This window comes from Micromonospora sp. HUAS YX12 (genome assembly GCF_040215685.1).
In the GTDB taxonomy this organism is placed as follows: domain Bacteria; phylum Actinomycetota; class Actinomycetes; order Mycobacteriales; family Micromonosporaceae; genus Micromonospora; species Micromonospora tulbaghiae.
The window spans coordinates 4681629-4703724 of the sequence record NZ_CP157974.1; the positions used below are offsets into that span (position 1 = coordinate 4681629).

Here is a 22096-nt window from a genome sequence, read left to right on the forward strand (position 1 = left end):
GGGCGTCGACCGGACGAGGGGGGATCGGGGCGAGATGACGAGCACAGGCAGCGTGACCGCCTCCTGGCTGCGGCCGATCCCGCCCGGCGTCGCGCCGTCCCTGGCCCGTGCCGGCCACCTCGGCCACGCCGGGCGGCGGCTCGGCCAGCTGGTGCAGGGCCGCCCGCCGGGGGTCACCGGCAGCCAGTGGAGCACCGCCGGACGGGCGTCGCTCGATCTGGTGGTCTGCGCCGCCGACACCGGGCTGCCGCGCTTCGCGGTGCGGTTCACCGCGCCCGTCCCCGACGGATCGCCCGCGCGGCGGGAGGAACGGCTGACCGACGCGGTCTGCGCCGCTGTCGGCCTGCCGCTGCTGCGCGTCGAGTCGCCGGCGCTGGGCAGCGCGGAGCAGGTCCGCCGGTTCGTCGAGTACGTGCTGGACGCGCGGGCCTACGCCGACGGCACCGACCCGGAAGGCGGCGACGCGGTCGGCTTCCGGGACATCGTGGGCCGGCTGCCGGACGGCCGGCGCGGGCCGGTGAACGACCTGGGCGCGCTCGCCCGGGTCGAGGCGGTCGAGGCGTACGTGGCGGGCCGCATCGCCGATCCGATCGTGCGCGGCCTGCACGTGCGCTGGACCGACGGCCCGGCGGAGGGCTGGGCCTGGGCCGAGGTGCGGCCCGGCCGCTGCCTGCTGGAGCGGGTACGGCTGACCTCGCGCGGCTTCTCCTGCGGGGTCGAACCGGGGCGGCTCGCCGAGGACCTGGCCGTGGTGGCGCTGGGGGAGCGGCTGCGTGACCTCGACGGTGCCGCGCCGTCCCTCCTGGACCGCGACGAGCTTCTCCGGCGGGTACGGGCGCTGGCGGCCCGGCGGGACTCCTTCGACGGCGGGTTCGCCTTCGACCACCTCTGCGCCGACTGAGCCTCCTCGCCGGCGAGGACGGCGGCTTTCGATTTTTTTTCCGATCTCCGGTTGAACCTTCGCCGACGGCGCTCCGTACCTCATCGGGAATGGACGCAGATCTTCCCCGCCGCGCCCGGACGGCGCGGAGACGGTGCGGAAAGGGCATCGTCGGCCATTGACGTGCGACCGAGCGTCGCAGTGATCTCACACCCCGAATTCATCGGTCCGCCGGGATCACCAGTCAACTACCGGATCGAGAAGGAGAGCAATTCGATGCGCAGGTCCACACGGGCGCGCCGGTCATCCGGTAACGCGCGGAGCAAGCGGATGCTGGCCGTGGTCGGCACGCTCGCGGTCTTCGGCGGCATCGTCGCCGTCACCCAGATCTCGTCCGCCCAGGACCGGCGGACGACCACCCGCGCCGCCTCGGCGTCCTGCGTGCCCGCGAGCCCGGGGGCGACCGCCCCGAACGGCCAGGGCAGCACCACCCGTACCTGGCAGAACGGCCGCTGGGTCCGCAACCACTGGGGCGACGGCCAGATGTCGCCGGCCGAGTGCCAGCAGACCAACGCGGGCGGCGCCGGCGCCGGCACCCCGACCGTGGCCTGCCCGGACGTCCGCGGCCGGCTGCCGCAGGTGCCCGACCGGGCCCGCGCCGAGGTGGACCGCACCCTGGCGTTGCTGGAGACCCAGATCGCCGAGGCGAACCGGCGGCTCGCGGCGGAGGGCCGCAACGGCGGTGAGTTCATCAACAACGCGATCCTGCGTCCGCTCGCGGACAAGCGGACCGCGGCGCTCAACCGGATCGCCACCGCCATCGGCCGGGTCGCCCAGCGCCCGCAGGGCCTGGATCAGCTCGCCCAGTGCGCGCTGACCGACACCCCCGGCAACGGCGGCGGCCAGAACGGCGGGAACAACAACGGGGGCCAGAACGGCGGCAACAACAACGGAGGCAACAACGGAGGCCAGAACGGCGGGAACAACGGCGGCGGGAACAACAACGGCGGCGGCCAGAACAACGGGGGCGGCAACGGCCTGGACGTGCTCGCCAAGGACTGCTCGGGCAGCCAGCTCCAGGCCCACGACGGCTTCCAGAACGGCAACCGCTGCGTGAGCACCGCGTTCGGTGAGGTGGGCGCCGCGGCGAACAACCCGTCGCTGCTGATCACGCAGTTCCCGAACCAGGTGCGGCGCAACCAGCCGTTCACGCTCCGGGTCACCACCAAGAACCTGGTGCGGGACCGCTTCCTCGCCGCCGGCCAGGGCGGCTACTACCTGGAGAGCTCGCTGCTCAACGGTGAGGGTCTGGTACGCGGCCACTTCCACACCGCCTGCCGGATGCTCGGCAGCACCCGGCAGCCCCCGAACCCGCAGGACGTGCCGGCCTTCTTCGTCGCCACCGAGGACGGGCGGGGCGGCAACCAGCCGGACGACGTGCTGATCCAGATCCCGGGCCTGGCGCAGTCGGGCGTGGCGCAGTGCGCGGTCTGGGCCGGTGACGGCTCGCACCGCATCCCGATGATGGAGCGGGCCAACCAGACCCCGGCCATCGACGTGGTGCGCATCCGGGTCAACTGAGCGGGCGAACGGCCGCGGCCGTCCGGGGGACTCCTCCGGGCGGCCGCTGCCGTTCCCGCGTACCGGCGCGGTGGGAGCCGATCCCGGAGGAAATTTCATGCCGGCGGTATCCAGCCGGATGAAAAGCGCCGACCATAGAAAGCCGATCGGGGCCACACCGATTTCTCAGCGTGACCCCGGGATGCCCGACGGTGAACCGGTGGCGGTCAGCGGTTCTTGTACGCCTCGACCACCGAGACCGGGATGCGCCCGCGCTCGGAAATCTCGAACCCGTTCTTGGCGGCCCATTCCCGGATGGCGCGGTTCTGCTCGCGGTCCATTCCCGAGGTGCTCGGCCGGGTGGTGCGGCGGGCGCCGCGGGTGACCTCGGGCGCTCCCCGGCCGATTCGCCTGCCAGCGCTGATGTACGGATCCAGCGCCTTGCGCAGGACGCCCGCGTTCTCGTCCGAGACGTCGATCGTGTACGCCACGCCGTCCAGGCTGAACTCGACGGTCCGATCGGCCTTTCCGCCGTCGAGGTCGTCGGTCAGAACGGTGATTACTTTCCTTGCCATCGCCATTACTCCCTGTGTCGGGCGGGGTGTGGCTAAGAGTTTGACCTACCGCGCGGTAATTCCGCAACAATAGCCGACTGTTTCCATTCGGCGGGTCGCGGCAAAGGGTGCCGCCATTGAGTGCGGCGCGCGGGAACGCGGCGCTCCGCAGTGGCGTGGGTCACAACCCGGAACAAGGGACACGTTTTGTTACTTGAGCCAGACACGCTCAACCAACGTGATGGCAGGTGTTCGATGGCAACTCTTCCGGTACTTCCCCTGACCGACGCCGTCCTGCTGCCCGGGATGGTCATCCCGGTGACCTTCGACCCGACCACCCAGGCCGCGGTCGACGCGGCGCGCGCCACCGGCGACAAGGAACTCCTGGCCGTACCCCGCATCGAGGGCGAGTACGGCTCCGTCGGCGTGGTCGCCACGATCGAGAAGGTGGGCCGGCTGCCCAGCGGCGAGCCGGCGGCGGTCATCCGTGGTCTGACCCGCGCCCGCATCGGCTCCGGCGTGCCCGGTCCCGGCGCCGCGCTCTGGGTCGAGGCCACCACACTCGACGAGCCCGCACCGGCGGGCCGCGCCCGGGAACTCGCCCGCGAGTACCGCGCGCTCATGACGTCCGTGCTGCAGCAGCGCGGCGCCTGGCAGGTGATCGACGCGATGGAGCGGATGACCGACCTGTCCGAGCTGGCCGACTCGGCCGGTTACGCGCCCTGGCTCAGCCTGACGCAGAAGACCGAACTGCTCGCCGCGCCGGACGTCACCGCCCGGCTGGAACTGCTCGTCGGCTGGGTGAAGGAACACCTGGCCGAGCAGGAGGTCACCGAGCAGATCAACAGCGACGTACGCGAGGGGCTGGAGAAGTCCCAGCGGGAGTTCCTGCTCCGCCAGCAGCTCGCCGCGATCCGCAAGGAACTCGGCGAGGACGAGCCGGACGGCTCCGCCGACTACCGCTCGCGGGTGGAGTCCGCCGACCTGCCGGAGAACGTACGCGAGGCGGCGCTGCGCGAGGTCGGCAAGCTGGAGCGGGCCAGTGACGCCTCACCCGAGGCGGGCTGGATCCGTACCTGGCTGGACACCGTCCTGGAGATGCCGTGGAACACGCGTACCCAGGACCACACCGACCTGGCCGCGGCCCGGGCCGTGCTCGACGCCGACCACGCCGGCCTGGCCGACGTGAAGGACCGCATCCTGGAGTACCTCGCGGTGCGCAACCGGCGCGCGGAGCGCAACCTCGGCGTGGTCGGCGGACGCGGCTCCGGCGCGGTGCTGGCCCTGGCCGGCCCGCCCGGTGTCGGCAAGACCAGCCTCGGCGAGTCGGTCGCCCGGGCGCTGGGCCGCAACTTCGTCCGTGTCTCCCTCGGCGGTGTCCGGGACGAGGCGGAGATCCGCGGCCACCGGCGCACCTACGTCGGCGCGCTGCCCGGCCGGATCGTGCGGGCGCTGCGCGAGGCCGGCTCGATGAACCCGGTCGTGCTGCTCGACGAGGTCGACAAGCTGGCCGCCGGCTACTCCGGCGACCCGGCGGCGGCCCTGCTGGAGGTGCTCGACCCGGCGCAGAACCACACGTTCCGCGACCACTACCTGGAGGTCGACCTCGACCTGTCCGACGTGCTGTTCCTGGCCACCGCCAACGTGGTCGAGGCGATCCCCGGCCCGCTGCTGGACCGGATGGAACTGGTCGCGCTGGACGGCTACACCGAGGACGAGAAGGTCGCCATCGCCCGGGACCACCTGCTGCCCCGGCAGCGGGAACGGGCCGGGCTGACGACCGGCGAGGTCACCGTCGCCGACGAGGCGCTGGCGCTGATCGCGGGCGAGTACACCCGGGAGGCCGGCGTCCGGCAGCTCGAACGGGCCCTCGCCAAGATCCTGCGCAAGGTCGCCGTCGCGCTCGCCACGGACGCCGCGCCGGTGCACGTCGACGCCGGCAACCTGGCCCGCTACCTGGGCCGGCCGAAGTTCACGCCGGAGTCGGCCGAGCGGACGGCCGTGCCCGGCGTGGCGACCGGCCTGGCCGTCACCGGCGCCGGTGGCGACGTGCTGTTCATCGAGGCCACCACGATGGAGGGCGAGCCGGGGCTGACGCTCACCGGCCAGCTCGGCGACGTGATGAAGGAGTCCGCGCACATCGCGTGGTCGTACCTGCGGTCGAACGGACGGCGCTACGGCCTGGACCCGAACGCCCTGGCCGGGCGGCGGATCCACCTGCACGTCCCGGCGGGCGCGGTACCCAAGGACGGCCCGAGCGCCGGCATCACCATGGTGACCGCGCTGGCGTCCCTGGTGACCGGGCGGCCGGTGCGGCCCGAGTTCGGGATGACCGGCGAGGTGACGCTCTCCGGCCGGGTGCTGCCGATCGGCGGGGTGAAGCAGAAGCTGCTCGCCGCGCACCGGGCCGGTCTCACCGAGGTGATCATCCCGAAGCGCAACGAGCCGGACCTGGACGACCTGCCGGCCGAGGTGCGGGAGGCGCTGACCGTGCACACCCTGTCCGACGTGGCGGACGTGCTCGCGCTGGCGCTGCGCCCGGCCGAGATCGACACGGAGTCGCTGGACGGTCCGGCGCTCGCCGCGGCCTGACGACCGTCGCCCCGGCCACCGTACGCACGGTGGCCGGGGCGACGTCGTGTCCCCCAGCGGGTCGCGCCGGGCTCAGCGGCGGTCGCGCCGCTCGTAGCCCCGGTCGCGGCGCTCGCCCGGGCCGTCGCCGTCCCGGTCCCGGCGTACCGTCGCCTTGCGCCCCTTGATGGTGGTGTTCCGTAGCCCCGCGATGATCTCGTCGGCCACCGCCTGCGGCACCTCGACCAGGGAGAACCGGTCGGCGATCTCGATCGAGCCGATGTCCCGGCCGTTGATCCGGGTCTCCCCGGTGATCGCGCCCACCAGGTCCTGCGGCCGTACCCCGGCCCGCCGGCCCAGCCCGATGAAGACCTGGGTGGTGCCGCCGGTACGCGGGCGCCCCGGGCCCCGGCGCTCGCCCCGCCCGCCGGTCTCCGGCCGGCCCTCGCGCGGGCCGCGGACCGGAACCTGCGGGATCTCCTCCTCGTCGTCCGAGCCCGGCGACGTCGCCTCGTGCGCCAGCTTCACCGCCGCCAGCGCCACCTCGACCAGGTCGAACTCGTCGGTCAGCGACTCCACGATCGCCCGGTACGGGTCGAGGTCGTCCTCCAGCAGGCTCTCCCGCAGCGCGGCCTGGGTCAGCTCCAGCCGCCGGGTCCGCATGTCCGCCACCGTGGGGATCTTGTCGATGGCGATCCGCTGCCCGGTGACCCGCTCGATGGTCTTGAGCATCCGGTGCTCACGCGGCTCGGCGAGCGTGATCGCCACGCCCTCCCGCCCGGCCCGGCCGACCCGGCCGATCCGGTGCACGTACGACTCCGGGGCGGACGGGACGTCGTAGTTGACCACGTGGGTGAGCTGCTCGACGTCCAGCCCTCGGGCGGCCACGTCGGTGGCGACGAGCAGGTCGGCCGTGCCGGAGCGCAGCCGGCCCATCACCCGGTCCCGCTGCTCCTGGCTCATCCCGCCGTGCAGCGCCTCGGCCCGGTAGCCCCGGCCGTTCATCGTCTCGGTGAGCCGGTCCACCTCCTCCCGGCTGCGGCAGAACACGATCGCGGCGGTGGGCGACTCGACGTCCAGCACCCGGCCCAGCGCGGCCGGCTTGTGCGCCCGGGAGACGATGTACGCGCTCTGCCGTACCCGGGGCGCCTCCCCGGCGACCGGCCGCTCCCGCTCGATCCGGATGCGGACCGGGTCGGTCAGGTGCTGCCGGGCCAGCCCGTCGATGCGGGCCGGCATGGTGGCCGAGAACAACACGGTCTGCCGTCCGGCCGGTGCGTGCTCCAGGATCGCCTCGATGTCCTCGGCGAAGCCCATGTCGAGCATCTCGTCCGCCTCGTCCAGCACCACCGTGCTCAGCGCGCCGAGCCGCAGCGTGCCCCGGGCGATGTGGTCCAGGGCCCGGCCCGGCGTCGCCACCACCACGTCCACCCCGTGGTCGAGCGCGCGCAGCTGCCGGCCGATCGGCTGCCCGCCGTAGATCGGCAGCACCCGGGCGCCCAGGTCCTTGCCGTAGCGGTGGAACGCCTCGGAGACCTGCACGGCCAGCTCACGGGTCGGCACCAGCACCAGCGACACCGGGTCGCCCTCGGCCCGCCCCACCGGCATCCGCTGCAACAGCGGCAGCGCGAACGCGGCGGTCTTGCCCGTACCGGTCGCTGCCTGCCCCAGCAGATCCTGCCCGGCCAGCAGCGGAGGGATCGCCTCCCGCTGGATCGGGGTCGGTTCCTCGTAGCCGAGCGCGGCAAGCGCGTTCAGCAACTCGTCGCGCAGCCCGAGATCCGCGAAGGCGGTGGTGTCCTCGGCGTCGTCGGGAATGGCGGGGTCGGTCGGGGTCGGTGCGGAGCTCATCCGGCAAGTTTTTCATCACCGCCGCACGGCGGTCACGGCGACCGGGGCAAACGTTCGCCGCGCCACCCGTGTGCCGTCCCCTCCGGGTGATCCGGCGCGGCCCCGTGCCCCCGCCGGATCACCGGGACAGGACGGCCAGCAGCGTGGTGAGACCCACCCCGACGTCGAACACCGCGCACCACAGCGCGTACCCGCGCGGCACCACCGTGCCGCTGCGGTGGTACCAGGCGTCCCAGGCGGCGTGCACGAGCCAGCCCGCCCCGACGAGCACCCCGGCGACGCCGGCGGACGCCGTCATCGCCACGACCGCCAGGCCGCTCCACACGGCCGCCCCGGCGAGCTGCGCGGCCAGCGCGCGCCGGTCGCGCCACTGCCGCCGCCAGGTGCCGATCAGCAGGTAGCCGGCCGGCAGGACCAGCAGCGTCCACGGCGCGAAGACGGTCGGCGCGAACGACATGTCCACCGTCATGAGCAGCCCCAGCCCGGCCGGCCACCCCCGCGCCACGGCCGCGGCGACCGGGTGCCGGGGCGGTGCGGCGGCCGTGTGCCGGTGGCGCAGCGCCACCAGCAGCATCGCCGGCACCATCAGCAGGTGACCGCCGAGCAGCAGCGCGCCGTCCCCGACCCACCCGGCCCACCAGGGCGGGAGCAGCAGCAGGAACGGCACGTACATGGCCGCCGACATCTCCGCGGTGGCGGCCCGGCCGTCCCCCCGGTACCACATCCACGCGGCCATGCCCGCCGCCATGTTCGTCGCCATCACCAGCGCGCCCACGTCCGGCCGCGCCAGCACCGCCGCGCCGCCGAGCAGGCCCCCGCCCACCTGCCACAACGGCCCGAGCAGCACCATGCCGGCCACCATCGCCACCACCATCCCGGCCAGGTGCCGGGTCCGCGCCCACCCGGCCCACCGCCGGGGTACGACCACAGTCATCTCCGTCATGCTCCGACCCTGCCGCCGTCCGGCGCACCGGAGAAGGCGCGTGCGTCACCGGGAAACCGTGCGGATCGCACGATCCGGCCGTGACATCTGCCGGGGTGGGCGGGCCGGCGCACGCCCTAGGATCGGCGGGCATGACAGTCGATTCCGCCGACCACCGGCTGCGCCGGGCCCGGCGGGTCACCCTGCTGTCGCTGGCCACGAACGTGTGGACCACTGTGCTGCTGCCCGTCGTCGGCCTGGTCCGCGAGCCCGACCCGGTACGCGTCACGCTCGGCGCCGCCGGGCTGCTCGCGTTCACGGTCGCCCAGATCGCGGTGCTGCACGCCGCCGTCACGCCGTGGCTGCCCGTACCGGCCCGCCGTCGCCGGCACGCCGCGCTCACAGTGGCGGCGCTGCTCAGCCTGCCGCTGCTCGGCCCGGTCGCGGCCGGATCCTGGCCCACCTGGGCGTGGCTCGGCGCGTCCCTGGTCGGCATGACGCCGCTGCTGTTCCGGCCCGTCGTCGCGGCGGTGGCGGCGGCCGGCGTCCTCGCGGTGTCCGCCGCCGTCACCTGGTCGACGGGTGGGCCGGTGCCCACGGCGCTGCTGGTCACCGGCGTGGTGGGCGCCGGGATCGCCGCGCTCACCTGGGTCCAGGTGTGGTTCTGGGATCTGCTCGTCGAGGCCCGGCAGGGGCAGGCGGCCCAGGCGCGGCTCGCCGCGGCCGAGGAGCGGTTGCGCTTCGCCCGGGACGTACACGATCTGCTCGGCCACGACCTCACAGTGATCGCGCTCAAGGCCGAGCTGGCGGAGCGGCTGGCGCTGAGCGACGCCGGCCGGGCCGCCCGGGAGGCGGCCGAGGCGCGGCGGCTGGCCGGCTCGGCGCTGGCCCGGGTACGGGCGGCGGTGCACGGCTACCGCGCCGTCGACCTGGCCGAGCAGGCCGCCGCGGTGGGGGAGGTGCTGCGCTCCAGCGGGGTACGCACGACGGTGGTCCCGCCGGCCGGTGAGGTGCCCGCGCCGATCGCCGCCGACCTGGCCGCCGTGCTGCGCGAGGCCGGGACGAACGTGCTGCGGCACAGCCGGGCCGGCTGGTGCCGGATCGAGATCACCCGGGAGGACGGCGTGGTGACGCTGACCGTACGCAACGACGGCGTCCGCGACGACGGCGGACCGGACCGGCTCAGCGGCGGCCTGCGCGGCCTGGCCGACCGGCTCGTACCGGCCGGCGGCCGGGTCCGGGCGCACGCCGCCGACGGCGTGTTCAGCCTGGTGGCCACAGTGCCGGTGACGCCGTGATCCGGGTGCTGCTGGCCGACGACGAGGAGCTGATCCGGCTCGCGCTCGCCGCGCTGCTCGACCTGGAACCGGACATCGAGGTGGTCGCGCACGCCTGCGACGGGCGCAGCGCCCTGGACGCGGCGCTGGCCCACCGCCCGGACGTCGCCGTGCTCGACCTGGAGATGCCGCCGCCCGGCGGCGTCGAGGTCGCCGCCGAGCTGACCCGGGCGCTGCCCGGCTGCGCCCCGGTGATCCTCACCGGACACGGCCGGCCCGCCCAGCTCCGGCCGGCGCTCACCGCCGGGGTACGCGGATTCCTCGCCAAGGGCGCCCCCGGCGGCGCGCTGGCCGACGTGATCCGCCGGGTGCACTCCGGCGCCCGCTACGTCGATCCCGCGCTCGCGGCCGACGCGCTCACCCTGCCCGAGTGCCCGCTGACGCCGCGTGAGCTGGAGACGCTGCGGCTGGCCGAGCTGGGCACCCCGGTCGCGGTGATCGCCCGGCGGACCCATCTGGCCGCCGGAACGGTCCGCAACCACCTGAGCGCCTGTGTGCAGAAGCTCGGCGCCGCCGACCGGGCGGAGGCGGTACGGCGGGCGCGCGAGGCCGGCTGGCTCTGACGTACGGGGCGTCGCGGGCGGTCGGCGCCGACTAGCCTGATCACGTGCGGACGGTCGAACTGCTCTGCTCGCCCGAGCTGGAAGCGGCGGTTCGCGCTGCCTGGGACCGGCTCGCCGCCGCCGGGCTGCCCAGCCTGGCCCGCAACACGCACCCGACGAACCGGCCGCACCTGACGCTCGCCTCGGTCGAGGAGTTCCCGCCCGGCGCCGAGCAGCGCCTGGCCGACCTCTGCGACGCGGCGCTGCCGCTGCCGGTGCGGCTGGGCCGGGTGGCGGTGCTCGACGGCAGCGCGCCGCTGGTGTGGCTGGTCCGGCCGACCCCGCAGCTCGTCGCGCTGCACGGCGCGGTCTGGGACGTGCTCGCCGAGGCGTCCGGCGGGCACTCGTGGCACCAGCCCGGCCGGTGGGTGCCGCACCTGAGCCTGGCGCTGCGGTTCGGCGCGGCGGACCGGCGTCGGGCCCGGGCGGTCGTCGGGGCGCACCCGCCGGCCGGTGCGTTCGTGGCGGCGCGCAGCTACGACGGCGACACCCGCACGGTCAGCGCCCTGACCACCGCCTGCCCGCGTACCGGCGGCTGAGCCGGGGCCGCCCCCACCGGAGGGGACGGCCCCGGACGTCAGCGGTGGAAGCGCAGGTAGTCGAACCCGGCCGTCACCGCGGGCGTGGCGCCGCCGTGCGCCACCAGCCCGATCCGCGGCGTCGTGCCGGCCGGGAACGTCCACACCGCGCCCCACGTCCAGTGCTTCCCGTCCCGGCTGGACCCGGCCCGGAACTCGTGCTCGCCGGTGACCGGGTCGGTCCGGTGGGCCAGCCGCAGCCAGGTGGTGGTGCCGGGAGTGCCGACGATGCTGCCGCCGTACACCGGTTGCCCGGCGAAGGGCAGCTCGTAGCCGTACTCGACCTGCCGGGTGTTCCAGATCGCCACCTGGGTCAGCCGGGCGAACCGGTCGTCGTCGACGTACGCGACCAGGCCCGCCTGCTGGTAGTTGCGCACGATGTCCTCGCCCAGGTCCAGCGTCACCTTCGTCTCGGCGACGTAGTTCCCGGCCGGCGCGTCGCGCAGCAGCACCGAGGCGGTGTTGCCGGTGCCGGACAGGTCGGCGTCCTGCACCGGCCAGCGCAGCGCGCCGCCGCTCACGGTGGCGGCCGGATCCTGGCGTACCCACTGCCAGGCCGGGTCGAGCCCGCCGGTGAACTCGTCGGAGAAGCCGCGCAGCACCGGGCCGACCCGGGGATCGGGGACGGTGTGCCGCGCCGGACGGTACAGGCGGGCGGCGCTGACGTCGTCGAACTCGGCCGGGCCGCCCTCGGCGCGCACGGACACCTCACCCGTCGCGGGGCGGGGCAGCCGCAGCGTCACCCGGGCGACCGGGTCGCCGAGGCGGGACGGGCTGAGCGTGGCGACGAGGTGCCGCCCGCGTACCTCGATCGCGAGATTGTGCCGGTCGCTCAGGTCGAGGCCGGCGGGCAGCGCGGTGGTCGCGGCGCCCGCGCTCAGCCGGCCGCGCCCGACGCGGACGTCCACGCCGTGCAGCCGCAGCCCGGCGGTGGCCGCGCCGGTCAGCCGCAGGTCGGTCTCCACCCGCAGGTCACCGGCGACGCGGGTACGCGAGGTCAGCGTGCCGCTGCCGGTCAGCACCCCGCCGGCGGCCTGCCAGCGGCCGTGCTCGGCCCGCCAGCCGCGCAGGTCGTCGGTGGTGAAGCGGGCGTCGATCGGGCCGGTGGTGACGGGCGCGGGCCGGGCGGTGCCGGAGGGACCGGCGCCCGCGTTGACGGTGGGCCACCCGTCGATCCAGTCGAGGCGGTCCAGCAGCATCGGCCGCTCGTTGACGCCGAACGGCTCGTCCAGGTACGGGTCGGCGCGGTCGATCGCGTGGTAGACGATCCAGTCCTGCCCGGACAGGTCGGTGAGGACCGCGTTGTGCCCGGTGCCGATCCAGCGGTTGCCGTTCTGGGTGAGCACGGGCGTGCCGCCGGCCCGGGAGACGTCGAGGCGCTGGCCGTCGCGGTCGGTGAACGGGCCGCGCGGGTCACGCGACCGCCCGACCTGGACGGAGTAGCCGGTGGCCGGCCCGGCGCAGCAGTTCGCGGTGGACGCGAACAGGTAGTACCAGCCGTCGCGGCGCAGCACGTACCCGCCCTCGAACTTGTTGTCGATCGCGACCGGCGTCGGCGTGCCGACCGCGCGCAGCCCGTCCGGCGACAGTTCGGTGACCGAGATGCCGCCGTAGTAGCTGCCGTAGTAGAGCCAGTGGCGGCCGTCGGCGCCGGTGAGCTGGCTCGGGTCGATCGTCCACAGGTAACCGCCGCCGGCGCCCGGGCGCGGCGCGACCACGGGTGTGTCGGCGAACGTCCACGGGCCCGCCGGGCTCGGCGCGGTGGCCACGCCCACGGCGGTGTCGAACGTGTCGCCGGAGACCGTGGTGTCGGTGACCGTCACGTACATCACCCACCGGCCCGCCACCCGCCGCACGTCGGGCGCCCAGAACGCGGCGCCGGGCGCTGCGTAGGCGGGCCGCTGGTCCGGGGCGAACGCGTCGCCGACGTAGGACCAGTCGACCAGGTCGGCGGAGCGGGCGATCGGCACCCGATGCGCGCGCCCCTCGCCCTCGCGCAGCGGGTCGGAGGTGCCGAAGGCGTACCAGAGTCCGTCGTCGCCGCGCACCACGACCGGGTCGGCGAAGGTGTCGGCGAACCCGGCGGAGACCGGGTTGCGGTAGCGGTCGGGCCCGGCGGCGGACGCGGGAGGCGCGCCGGCGAGCAGAAGCGTGAGTACGGCGGCGAGCGCGCCGCCGCGGCGGAGGTGTCCCATCGGGCCTGCCCTCGGGAGAGTAGACGGAGGTGCGGTGCCATCGTTTCTACAACGTTGGAGAGAGTGCTGTAAAGAACCCCGGGGACCGTTCGACGCGGCCCGAACCGTGCCCGTGTCAGCATGGGCCGATGACCACTGGCGCCGACGGCCGCGGACTCGCCGGGTTCGCCGCGCTGCTCGCCGACCCCACCCGGGCCGGCTTCTGCCTCACCCTGCTCGACGGCCGCGCCTGGACCGCCGGGGAACTGGCGCGCGCCGCCGGGGTCGCCGCGTCCACCGCGAGCGACCACCTCACCCGGCTGGTGGCGGGCGGCCTGCTCGTCGAGGAGCGGCAGGGCCGACACCGGTACGTCCGCCTCGCCGACCCGGGCGTCGCCCAGCTCGTCGAGGACCTGGCCGCGCGGGCGCCCGCCCCGGCCACCCCGCCCCGCACGTTGCGCGCCGCGTCGGCCGGCGCCGCCCTGGCGTACGCCCGCACCTGCTACGACCACCTGGCCGGGCGGCTCGGCGTGCTGCTGCACGACGCCCTGCTCGACCGCGGCGTGCTCGACCGCTCCGGCGGCCTGGCGCTGACCGGCACCGGCGTGACCTGGCTGGCGGGTCTCGGCGTACCGGTCGAACCGCTGCGCGCGACGCGGCGACCGCTCGTGCGCGACTGCCTGGACTGGACCGAGCGACGCCCGCACCTGGCCGGCGCGCTCGGGGCGGCGCTGTGCGGGCGTTTCCTCGACCTCGGCTGGACCGCCCGCGGCACCGGACGGGCGGTCCGGCTCACCGCCGCCGGGCGGGACGCGCTGGCCGAGGCGCTCGGGGTCGACCCGGCGCTGCTGGCCCCGCCCGCGTCCCGCGACAGCGGTCCCGCTCGCGCCTGACCTGCCCGCGCCCCGCGACGCCGGTCCCGCGCGCGCCTGACCCCCGGGTGTGCCCGCCGGATCGTTCGGTCCGGGCCGAACTGTCAGCGCCCTACGGTCGGGCGATGGATTCACCGACGATCAGGTACCGCGCGTTCCGTGACCTGCACCGGCCCGGCGACCCGCTGCTGCTGCCCAACGCCTGGGACCACGCCTCCGCCGCGGCGCTCGCCGGCCGGGGCCACCCGGCGATCGGCACCACCAGTCTGGGCGTGGCGGCGGCCGCCGGCCGGCCGGACGCGGTCCGCGCCACCCGAGCCGAGACGCTGGAGCTGGCGTACCGGCTGCGGGACCTGCCGGCGCTGCTCACGGTGGACATCGAGGACGGCTTCCACGACGACCCGGCGGAGGTGGCGCGCTACGTCGGCGAGCTGGCCGCGCTCGGCGTGGTCGGCGTGAACCTGGAGGACGGCCGCCCGGACGGGCGCCTGGCCCCGGCGGAGCACGTCGCCGCCACGATCGCGGCGGTCCGCGCGGCCGTACCGGGGATGTTCGTCAACGCCCGCACCGACGCCTGGTGGCTGGGCGTGCCGTCGCCGCTGGACGAGGCGCGGCGGCGGGCGGCGCTGTTCCGGGCCGCGGGCGCCGACGGCCTGTTCGTGCCGGGCGCGCCCGGCGACCTGGTCGGCGTGCTCGCCGCCGAGGCCGGGTTGCCGCTGAACGTGCTCTACCGGCCGGGCGGCCCGGACCTGGCCGCCCTCGGACGGCTCGGGGTGGCCCGGGTCAGCACCGGCTCGCTGCTGTTCCGGGCGGCCCTCGGGGCGGCGCTGCACCTGGCCGACGCGATCGGCGCCGGGCGCGACGCGGGCCTGCCGGCGCCGCCCGGGTACGAGGAGGTGCAGGCGTTGGTACGGGCGTCCGCCACCTGATCGGGCACTTCGCAGGAGATGGGGCGATTGCCGCACTCTCGGCTAATTACGGTGTGTGCAGGCCCAATCACGCCGTGTCCTGACCGAGAGGGGACGGAGACCATGCGAGTGCCCAGCCGCAGCCCCGGTCGCCAGCCCGGTCCCGCCGTCACGTCTGCCGCTCCCGCCCGGCGGGTGCCCGCCGCCGGCCGGCGCGCCGAGGGCACGCCGGACCTGTCCGCGTACCGGGCGGCGGTGGCGGAACTCCTGGTCGAGATGGGCGCGCTCGCCGACGCGCCGTCCACCACCGCCCGCCAGGTGCTCCTCGACCAGCGGCTGCGCGAACCGGCCATCGCCGCCGTCCTCGACGCCACCCCGCAGGGCCTGATCGGCGCCCGGGAGACGCTGCTGCTGGAGATGGCCCGCTACCAGCCCAACGCGCGCAGTTCGGCGCAGGATCTCACCGCGCTGGTCCGGATCTACCTGCTCTCCCGCGTCGACGTGCTCTGGTGGCGGGACAGCGCGACGTTCCTCACCGACGACCAGGTACGCGCCAGCACCGAACTGGTCGACCTGGAATGGCTGCGCCGCCGCGGCCTGCTGGAGTTCCGCTACCAGGAACAGCCCGCCACAGTGGTGGGACGCGGGCTGCGGGCGGTCCGGCGGCGGCTGCGCCCGGACGCCACCCCGCGTACCGCCGGGCTGCTGTTCCGGCGGGCCCGCCGCGAGATGATCGCCCTCCTCAACGACCTGGCCCGGGAGTTCACGGCCGTCGCGCCGGACGGCACACCGCCGCTCTGGGTGACCAGCCTGGCCCGCAGCGCCGAGCACCAGTACCGGCTGCGCCGCCTCGGATACGCCGCGATGGTGCCCAGCGGGCACTGCCTCGGCTGGGCCGCCGACGTCGAACTGGCGTGGTACGACCGCTTCGGCGCCCGCCCGGCGCTCGCCGGACTGCTGCTGGCCCGGCAGGACGCCGGCGAGGTGAACGTGATCGACGAGGGGCAGGCCTGGCACGTGTGCCTCGCCCCGGCCGCCGCCCGCCGGTACCGGCGGGCCTACGAGGCCGAGATGGGGGTGTGACCCGGTGTGCGGCATCGCGCTGAGCATCGGCCCCGACGCGGACCCGGCCACCTTCCGGCGGATGATCGCCGCGCTCGCGCCGCGCGGTGAGGTCACCGAGACCCGGCAGGAGCACGGCCTCCTCGCCGGCGTACGGCGGCTGAAGATCGTGGACCGGGAACGGTCCGTCCAGCCGTGGATGTCGCCGGACGAGCGGCACCTGCTCTGCTTCAACGGCGAGATCTTCAACCACCACGAGCTGCGCGCCGAGCTGACCCGGCTCGGGCACCGGTTCCGCACCACCGGCGACACCGAGGTGGTGCTCACCGCGTTCCGCCAGTGGGGCGAGAACGCGGTACGCCGGCTGCGCGGCGAGTACGCGTTCGTGATCGTCGAGCGGGACACCGGCCGGGCGTACCTGGCCCGCGACCCGCTCGGGGTCAAGCCGCTGTACTGGTCCCGCCAGCCCGGCTGCCTGCACCTCGCCTCCGAGGTCAAGGCGCTGGTCGGGCACGGCGCGCCGATCGGTGAGGTGGCGCCCGGGCACCACGGCTGGGTCGAGCCCGGCCGCCCGGTCCGGCTGGGCCCGCACGTCGACCTGCTCACCCTCGGCGACGGCCTGCCGGTGATCGACGACCCGGACGAGGCGGCCCTGCTGGTCCGCGTCGCGCTCACCGACGCGATGCGCGCCCGGCTGGACACCGACCTCACCGTCGGCGTGGTGCTCTCCGGCGGTCTGGACAGCTCGCTGGCGCTGCTGCACGCCCGGGAACTGCACCCCGACTGCGTGGCGGTCACCATCGGCGTGCCGGAGAGCCCGGACGTCGCGTACGCCCGTCGGCTCGCCGCCGACCTCGGCGTACCGCACGAGGTGATCGAGCTGCGCCCGCGCGACATCCGGCTCGCCGACGTCCGCGAGGCGATCCGGATCTCCGAGCTGACCGAGTACGGCGACATCATCAACGCGGTCGTCTCGGTGCCCATCTTCCGGCGGCTGCGCGAGCTGGGCGTACGGGTGGTGCTCACCGGCGACGGCTCGGACGAGCTGTTCGGCGGGTACCCGATGTACCACCAGGTCGGGCCGGAGCGGTCCCGCCGGCTGTTCCTGCACAAGATCCGCAATCTGTGCCGCACCGAACTGCAACGGGTCGACCGGGCCAGCATGGCGCACGGCGTGGAGGCCCGGGTGCCGTTCCTCGACCTCAGCGTCGTCGAGCTGGCCATGCGGCTGCCGCTGGACGTGAAGCTGCGCGACGGGCAGGAGAAGTGGATCGTCCGGCGGGCCTTCGCGGACGTGCTGCCCTCCTACGTCCGGCAGCGGCCGAAGAACCCGATGTCCTACTCGTCGGGGCTGCACGAGCGGGCCCGCCTCTACAAGCCGCTGTTCGCCCGGCTGCACCGCTCCTTCGGCTACGACCTGCTCGAACCGGTCCGACGCGACTTCGACAGCGTGCTCACCCGGTGCGGCAACGACCTCGACCGGGCCATCGCCGAGGGGATGGCCCGGCCCGACTACACCGTGCTGGAGCACGCCCGGGACCTGGTCGGCGCGGCCCGCTGGAACGCCGCGCCGATGGTCCGCCGGCTGGTCAACCCGCGCCGCACCAGAGGCGACGAGGCGCCCCTGCCCGGATGAGCCCGGTCAACGCCGCAGGCCGACGTCAGCGGCCGTGCCGGAGACCGGGTCCATGCAGTGAACCGTCGGGCCCGGACGCAACCGGGCGTCCGAGGCGTACCGCCGGGCCAGCTCCCGCCCGGCGGCGGTGTCGCCGCGGTCGGCGGCGACCAGCAGGGCGGCGACCTCGTCGACGAGCGTGAGGTCGGCACCGGCCAGGTCGTCGGTCATCGCCCCGAAACCGTCCCAGAGCAGCACCTCGTCCTTGTGCCGATGGGCCAGCTCCAGCAGCACGTAGTCGTGGATGAACCAGTCGCCCCGGAACGGCAGCGACGGGTCCACCCCGTACGTGCCGGGGTCGATCCGGCCCGCCCGGTACGCCAGCCACACCCGGGCCGCCGACTCGAAGTGCCCCGCCTCCGGGTCGATGTCGTATCCGTCGAACGGCCAGTCGCCGGCCGGGTCCAGCTCCGGGTCGGACCAGACCCAGCGCTCGCCGTCCCACCACTCGGCGAGCACGTGGTCGTGGTGCCAGTCCGGGGAGAAGTAGCTGACGAAACCGACCCGGCTGCGGGCCGGCACGCCGTGCTGGCGCAGCGCCGCGACGGTGAGCAGCGTGTGGTCCCGGCAGCACCCGGCGACCCGCTCGGCGGCCGGGCGCCCGGCGGTCAGCGGCAGCGGGAACCGGGACTGGTCGGCGTCGAGGATGCGGTCCAGCCAGCGCAGGTTCACCTCGGCCCGGCGGACGTCCGGCAGCTCCACGCCACCGGCGCGGTAGTGGACGATCACGTTGCGGGCGGCCGCCGCGACGGTGGGCAGGTCGGCGGGCACGGCGTCGAGCAGCGCCGCGTGGTGGCGGGGATCGCTGTACGGGGAGTGGGTCCGGTAGTCGTCGACGTCCATCCGGCCATTGTCGGCGCCGGACGCGGCCCGCGGGTGCCCGCTCGGCGCTCATTCTCGCGGCACCCGAACACCAGGTCCGATCACCGCCAGCGCCGCGGCCCGGGCCGCGCCAGGCTGGGACCGTGACGACCACCCGTACCGCGTTCGGAATCCGCCCGCTGCCCGCCGGGACGCTCGCCGAGCTTCGACGCACCGGCCGCGACGCCACCGGGCAGCCGCCCGAGCACCGGCGCGCCACCGGCGGGGAGCCGCTGCGCTGCTGCCTGCGCGACGCCCGGCCGGACGAGGCGCTGCTGCTGTTCGGGTACGCCCCGCCGCTACCGCCCGGCCCGTACCGCGAGGTGGGGCCGGTGTTCACGCACGCCACCGGCTGCGCCGGCCCGGTCGACGTGACGGCGTACCCGTCCCAGTGGCGCGGACGGGAGCAGGTGCTGCGCGCGTACGACAGCAGGGGCCGCATCGTGGGCGGACGGCGACACGACGGCGGCGACCCGGAGGCGGTGATCGCGGATCTGTTCGCCGATGCGGCGGTAGACCTGCTGCACAGCCGCAACGTCGTGTACGGCTGCTGGATGTTCGCTGTCGTGCGGAGCTGACCGGATCCCGGATGGACATCGGCGGAGGCCTCTTCTAGCGTCGCGGTATGCGGAGGACCCTCATCGCCGGCGGGCTCGCGCTGCTCCTGCTCGGCACGGCCTGCGGCGAGAGCCGCCGGTCCGGCCCGCCGGCCGCGGCCGGCTCACCGACCGCGTCCCGGCAGGACCCGGGGCAGGTCGAGCGGACCCTGGCCAGCCTCCGCAAGATCGACGACCTGCCGATGTACGAGATGACGTACGACGGCGACTACGACCCGACCGCCGGGCTGGCCGGGTCGACGCCGCCGAGCCCGTTCGGCTGCTCGCTGTTCGCCGCGCTCGCCGACCGCGACCGGCCGCTGTTCGCCCGCAACTTCGACTGGGAGCCGAACCCGGCGCTGGTGCTGCGCACCGACCCGCCGGACGGGTACGCCTCCATCTCGCTCGTCGACATCTCGTACCTGGGCGTGTCCGCCGACCCGACGGGGGACCGGCGGCTGCTGGACGCGCCGCTGCTGCCGTTCGACGGGATGAACGAGCGGGGCCTCGCGGTCGGGCTGGCCGCCGACGACGGGGCACGCGCCGAGCCGGTGCCCGGCCGGCCCACCGTGGGTTCGGTGCGCATCCTGCGCCTGGTGCTCGACTCGGCCGCCACCGTGGACGAGGCGGTCGCCGTGTTCCGGCGCTACAACCTCGACTTCGACGGCGGGCCGCCGCTGCACTACCTGCTCGCCGACGCCAGCGGCGCGTCCGCGGTGGTGGAGTTCGTCGACGGGAAACTCACTGTGGACCGGCGGCAGGGCCCGTGGCAGGCGCTCACCAATGTGCCGGCCGTCGGGGTGCCGGACCGGGAACTGCGGCAGGACCACCGGTACGGCGTGCTGGCGAAGGAACTGGACCGCACCGGTGGGGTGGTCGACGCGGCCGGGGCGCTGCGGCTGCTGAACGCGGTACGCCAGTCGCACACCCGCTGGTCGGTGACGTACGGGCTGCGCAGCGGCGAGGTGCGGGTGGTGACTGCCGGCGGCGGCACCCGCGACTACCGGCTGCCGATGAGCAACTGACCACGACCGCGGTGGCGCCGCGTCCCCTCAGACGATCGGCTGCCGATACCTGGCGGCGAGCATCGGCAGGTCCGGCTCGCCGAACCGCTCGACGAGTGCCGCGAACCGGTCGACCTTGTCCGCGCCGAAGCGCCCTACGGCCACCGCGTAGGAGGCGGCGGAGACGAACGACGGTGGCGTGGTCTTGCTGTGGAACTTGTCGGCGTACATCACGAGGTGTTCCTCGGCGGTGACGGCCGTGTAGTCGGCGGCCGGGATCGGCAGCCCCTGCCGGCGTACGTCGGCCCGGCTGATTCCGACGCCGGTGTGACGGGAGCAGAACCGGGCGTCCGCGTCCACACCGCTGCGGTCGAGCAGTTGTTCGGCGATGTCACACACGATCCGGCAGTGCGTCCAGACGAGGCGCAACGCCTCGCGGGACGGCGCGAGCCGTTCGTGCAGAGCCCGGATCCGGGCGTCGCTCGGCACCGCCGTCCGGTCGTCGATCGTCACCGGCACGTGTCCGTTCCCGTCCCGGGAACGCACCGGGCCCGGCGCCCCCGCGAGGGAGCGCCGGGCCCGGCGACGGTCAGCGGGTCACCAGCTCAGGTAACCGGCCTGGGTCTGCACGTTCAGCTCGGGCACCAGCAGGAACTGGGCCAGCCAGGTGCGCGGGTCACGCAGCTCCAGCACGTCCAGTCCCTTCTGGATGTCGCTGGAGTAGATGTGGCCGTTGTACCAGTAGGCCGACCAGGACCCGCCGGTACGCAGCTGCGAGGCGTCCAGCGGCCCGCGCTCCCAGTAGGCGATCTCCTTGGGCTTGCGCGAGTCGGTGAAGTCCCACACCGAGATGCCGCCCTGGTACCAGGCCTGGACCATGATGTCGCGGCCGGGCACCGGGATCAGCGAGCCGTTGTGGGCCACGCAGTTCTCCGTGTCCGTGTTGACGCGGGGGATCTTGTAGTAGCTGCGGAACTCCAGCTTGCGCGCGTCACCGCGACCGGTGATGTCGTAGATGGCGTCCGCGCCGCGGTTCGGGCCGACCACCTCGTTGCAGGTGGCCGCGCCGCCGCCGCCCAGCTCGTCGGTGAAGACGACCTTGGTGCCGGCGTTGTTGAACGTGGCCGAGTGCCAGAACGCGAAGTTCTCCGCGTCGGTGACCCGCTCGATCACCCGGGGCGCCTCGCGGTTGGCGATGTCCAGCAGGATGCCGTCACCCATGCAGGCGCCCGCGGCCAGGTCCTTCGACGGGTACGCGGTGATGTCGTGGCAGCCGGCGGTGGCCGACGACTGGCCCGGGATGCCCGGGTAGCCGCCGTCCGGGAAGAGGTTCGGCGTGGCGACCACGGAGGCCGTGGTGGGGTTCTTAACCGGCACCTTGACGATGGAGATGGAGTCGTGCGGCGGCTGGCAGTCCGGGAACTCGGCCCGCGGGCTGTACGAGGAGACGTACAGGTAGACGTTCCGCTTGTCCTTGCCGGGCACCAGGGTGTGGGTGTGCGAGCCGCACGCCGTCTCCACCGACTTGATGTAGCGCGGGTTGCGCTTGTCCCGGATGTCGAAGATCTTGATGCCCTCCCAGGACTCCTTCACCGACGCCGGTTGGGTGGTGCTGGCGCAGGAGTCGTCGCTGCGGGAAGAGTCGGTCGACAGGAACAGCAGGTTGCCGTGGACCGAGATGTCGTTCTGCGAGCCGGGGCAGAGCACCTGGGACACGATCGTCGGGCGGCTGGGGCGGGAGACGTCGTAGACGACGAACCCGTCGTAGTTGCCGACGAACGCGTACCGCCCCTGGAAGGCGATGTCGGTGCCGAGCGCGGCCGTGGTGTCGAACGGCGCCTGCTTCGGCAGGTTCGCCACCTGGCGCAGGTTGGGGCTGCTGGAGATCTCGTCGACACCGGGGACGGCGTTGTCCACGGTGGTCGGCGCGGCCTGGGCGCGGGGGATCTCCTGCGCGCTGCTCGGGGGCGCGGTGAAGACGCCGGCGAGCAGCAGGCTGGCGGCGGCCAGGCTGACGATCCGGATTCGGGACGTGCGGACGTTGATCATCGGCAACACCCTTCGAAAGGGGGTCATGATTCGCCACACC

At 74.6% G+C, this 22096-nt stretch carries 19 protein-coding genes; 12 read left to right on the forward strand and 7 right to left on the reverse strand.

Translation table 11 applies throughout. The annotated features are described in order from the left end of the window. Positions 1-34 precede the first annotated feature (34 nt). Positions 35-901 carry a DUF2726 domain-containing protein gene (locus tag ABIH81_RS22300; RefSeq protein ID WP_349876833.1) on the forward strand — a complete coding sequence of 289 codons (867 nt, stop codon included), beginning with the start codon at positions 35-37 and terminating at the stop codon, positions 899-901. A gap of 255 nt (positions 902-1156) precedes the next feature. Further along, complete coding sequence (locus ABIH81_RS22305) at positions 1157-2461, forward strand: hypothetical protein (protein ID WP_349876834.1); 1305 nt, start codon at positions 1157-1159, stop codon at positions 2459-2461. Between the two features lie 206 nt (positions 2462-2667). Here the strand turns inward: ABIH81_RS22305 and ABIH81_RS22310 are convergent, their stop codons facing one another. Next, positions 2668-3015 carry an Lsr2 family protein gene (locus ABIH81_RS22310; RefSeq protein WP_151501357.1) on the reverse strand — a complete coding sequence of 116 codons (348 nt, stop codon included), beginning with the start codon at positions 3013-3015 and terminating at the stop codon, positions 2668-2670. A 234-nt stretch (positions 3016-3249) separates the two neighbouring features. Here ABIH81_RS22310 and lon point away from each other — a divergent pair, with 234 nt between their 5' ends. Continuing rightward, positions 3250-5586: an endopeptidase La gene (gene lon, locus ABIH81_RS22315; RefSeq protein WP_349876835.1), complete on the forward strand. Its 2337-nt coding sequence runs from the start codon at positions 3250-3252 to the stop codon at positions 5584-5586. A 72-nt stretch (positions 5587-5658) separates the two neighbouring features. On the opposite strand, the gene ABIH81_RS22320 is transcribed toward lon, so the two are convergent. Beyond that, a complete protein-coding gene (locus ABIH81_RS22320; protein WP_349876836.1) occupies positions 5659-7416 on the reverse strand; it encodes a DEAD/DEAH box helicase in 1758 nt (585 codons plus the stop codon). Positions 7417-7534: 118 nt separating this feature from the next. Then, the gene (locus ABIH81_RS22325) at positions 7535-8359 is read right to left on the reverse strand and encodes a hypothetical protein (protein WP_349876837.1); all 825 of its coding nucleotides are present in this window, start codon (positions 8357-8359) and stop codon (positions 7535-7537) included. A gap of 131 nt (positions 8360-8490) precedes the next feature. On the opposite strand from ABIH81_RS22325, the gene ABIH81_RS22330 reads away from it, so the two are divergent. The 3 genes from ABIH81_RS22330 to ABIH81_RS22340 are packed head-to-tail and all read left to right on the forward strand — an operon-like array spanning position 8491 to position 10816. Continuing rightward, on the forward strand, positions 8491-9636 hold the full coding sequence (locus ABIH81_RS22330) for a histidine kinase (protein WP_349876838.1): 1146 nt from the start codon (positions 8491-8493) through the stop codon (positions 9634-9636). Further along, complete coding sequence (locus ABIH81_RS22335; protein ID WP_349876839.1) at positions 9633-10238, forward strand: response regulator transcription factor; 606 nt, start codon at positions 9633-9635, stop codon at positions 10236-10238. Before ABIH81_RS22330 ends, ABIH81_RS22335 begins: the two co-directional genes overlap by 4 nt. A gap of 44 nt (positions 10239-10282) precedes the next feature. Then, the gene (locus tag ABIH81_RS22340; RefSeq protein ID WP_349876840.1) at positions 10283-10816 is read left to right on the forward strand and encodes a 2'-5' RNA ligase family protein; all 534 of its coding nucleotides are present in this window, start codon (positions 10283-10285) and stop codon (positions 10814-10816) included. Between the two features lie 38 nt (positions 10817-10854). Here ABIH81_RS22340 and ABIH81_RS22345 read toward each other — a convergent pair whose 3' ends face one another. Then, complete coding sequence (locus ABIH81_RS22345; RefSeq protein WP_349876841.1) at positions 10855-13050, reverse strand: family 43 glycosylhydrolase; 2196 nt, start codon at positions 13048-13050, stop codon at positions 10855-10857. 128 nt (positions 13051-13178) lie between these two features. On the opposite strand from ABIH81_RS22345, the gene ABIH81_RS22350 reads away from it, so the two are divergent. The 4 genes from ABIH81_RS22350 (at position 13179) to ABIH81_RS22365 (ending at position 17507) form a co-directional block, all read left to right on the forward strand. Next, positions 13179-13922: a winged helix-turn-helix domain-containing protein gene (locus tag ABIH81_RS22350; RefSeq protein ID WP_349876842.1), complete on the forward strand. Its 744-nt coding sequence runs from the start codon at positions 13179-13181 to the stop codon at positions 13920-13922. Positions 13923-14026: 104 nt separating this feature from the next. Further along, positions 14027-14830 (forward strand): isocitrate lyase/phosphoenolpyruvate mutase family protein, encoded by an 804-nt coding sequence (locus ABIH81_RS22355; protein WP_349876843.1) that lies wholly within the window; start codon positions 14027-14029, stop codon positions 14828-14830. A gap of 102 nt (positions 14831-14932) precedes the next feature. Beyond that, complete coding sequence (locus ABIH81_RS22360) at positions 14933-15892, forward strand: hypothetical protein (RefSeq protein WP_349876844.1); 960 nt, start codon at positions 14933-14935, stop codon at positions 15890-15892. Between the two features lie 4 nt (positions 15893-15896). Beyond that, positions 15897-17507 carry an asparagine synthase-related protein gene (locus ABIH81_RS22365; RefSeq protein ID WP_349876845.1) on the forward strand — a complete coding sequence of 537 codons (1611 nt, stop codon included), beginning with the start codon at positions 15897-15899 and terminating at the stop codon, positions 17505-17507. A gap of 6 nt (positions 17508-17513) precedes the next feature. Here ABIH81_RS22365 and ABIH81_RS22370 read toward each other — a convergent pair whose 3' ends face one another. Continuing rightward, positions 17514-18389 carry a transglutaminase domain-containing protein gene (locus ABIH81_RS22370; RefSeq protein WP_349876846.1) on the reverse strand — a complete coding sequence of 292 codons (876 nt, stop codon included), beginning with the start codon at positions 18387-18389 and terminating at the stop codon, positions 17514-17516. A 122-nt stretch (positions 18390-18511) separates the two neighbouring features. Here ABIH81_RS22370 and ABIH81_RS22375 point away from each other — a divergent pair, with 122 nt between their 5' ends. Then, positions 18512-18985, forward strand: a complete 474-nt coding sequence (locus ABIH81_RS22375) for a DUF1203 domain-containing protein (protein ID WP_349876847.1) — start codon at positions 18512-18514, stop codon at positions 18983-18985. 47 nt (positions 18986-19032) lie between these two features. Continuing rightward, entirely contained in the window at positions 19033-20028 is a 996-nt protein-coding gene (locus ABIH81_RS22380; protein WP_349876848.1) for a carcinine hydrolase/isopenicillin-N N-acyltransferase family protein, read from the forward strand. 27 nt (positions 20029-20055) lie between these two features. Here the strand turns inward: ABIH81_RS22380 and ABIH81_RS22385 are convergent, their stop codons facing one another. Continuing rightward, the gene (locus tag ABIH81_RS22385; RefSeq protein ID WP_349876849.1) at positions 20056-20526 is read right to left on the reverse strand and encodes a phosphohydrolase; all 471 of its coding nucleotides are present in this window, start codon (positions 20524-20526) and stop codon (positions 20056-20058) included. A 78-nt stretch (positions 20527-20604) separates the two neighbouring features. Next, positions 20605-22056, reverse strand: a complete 1452-nt coding sequence (locus ABIH81_RS22390; protein WP_349876850.1) for a hypothetical protein — start codon at positions 22054-22056, stop codon at positions 20605-20607. Positions 22057-22096 lie beyond the last annotated feature (40 nt).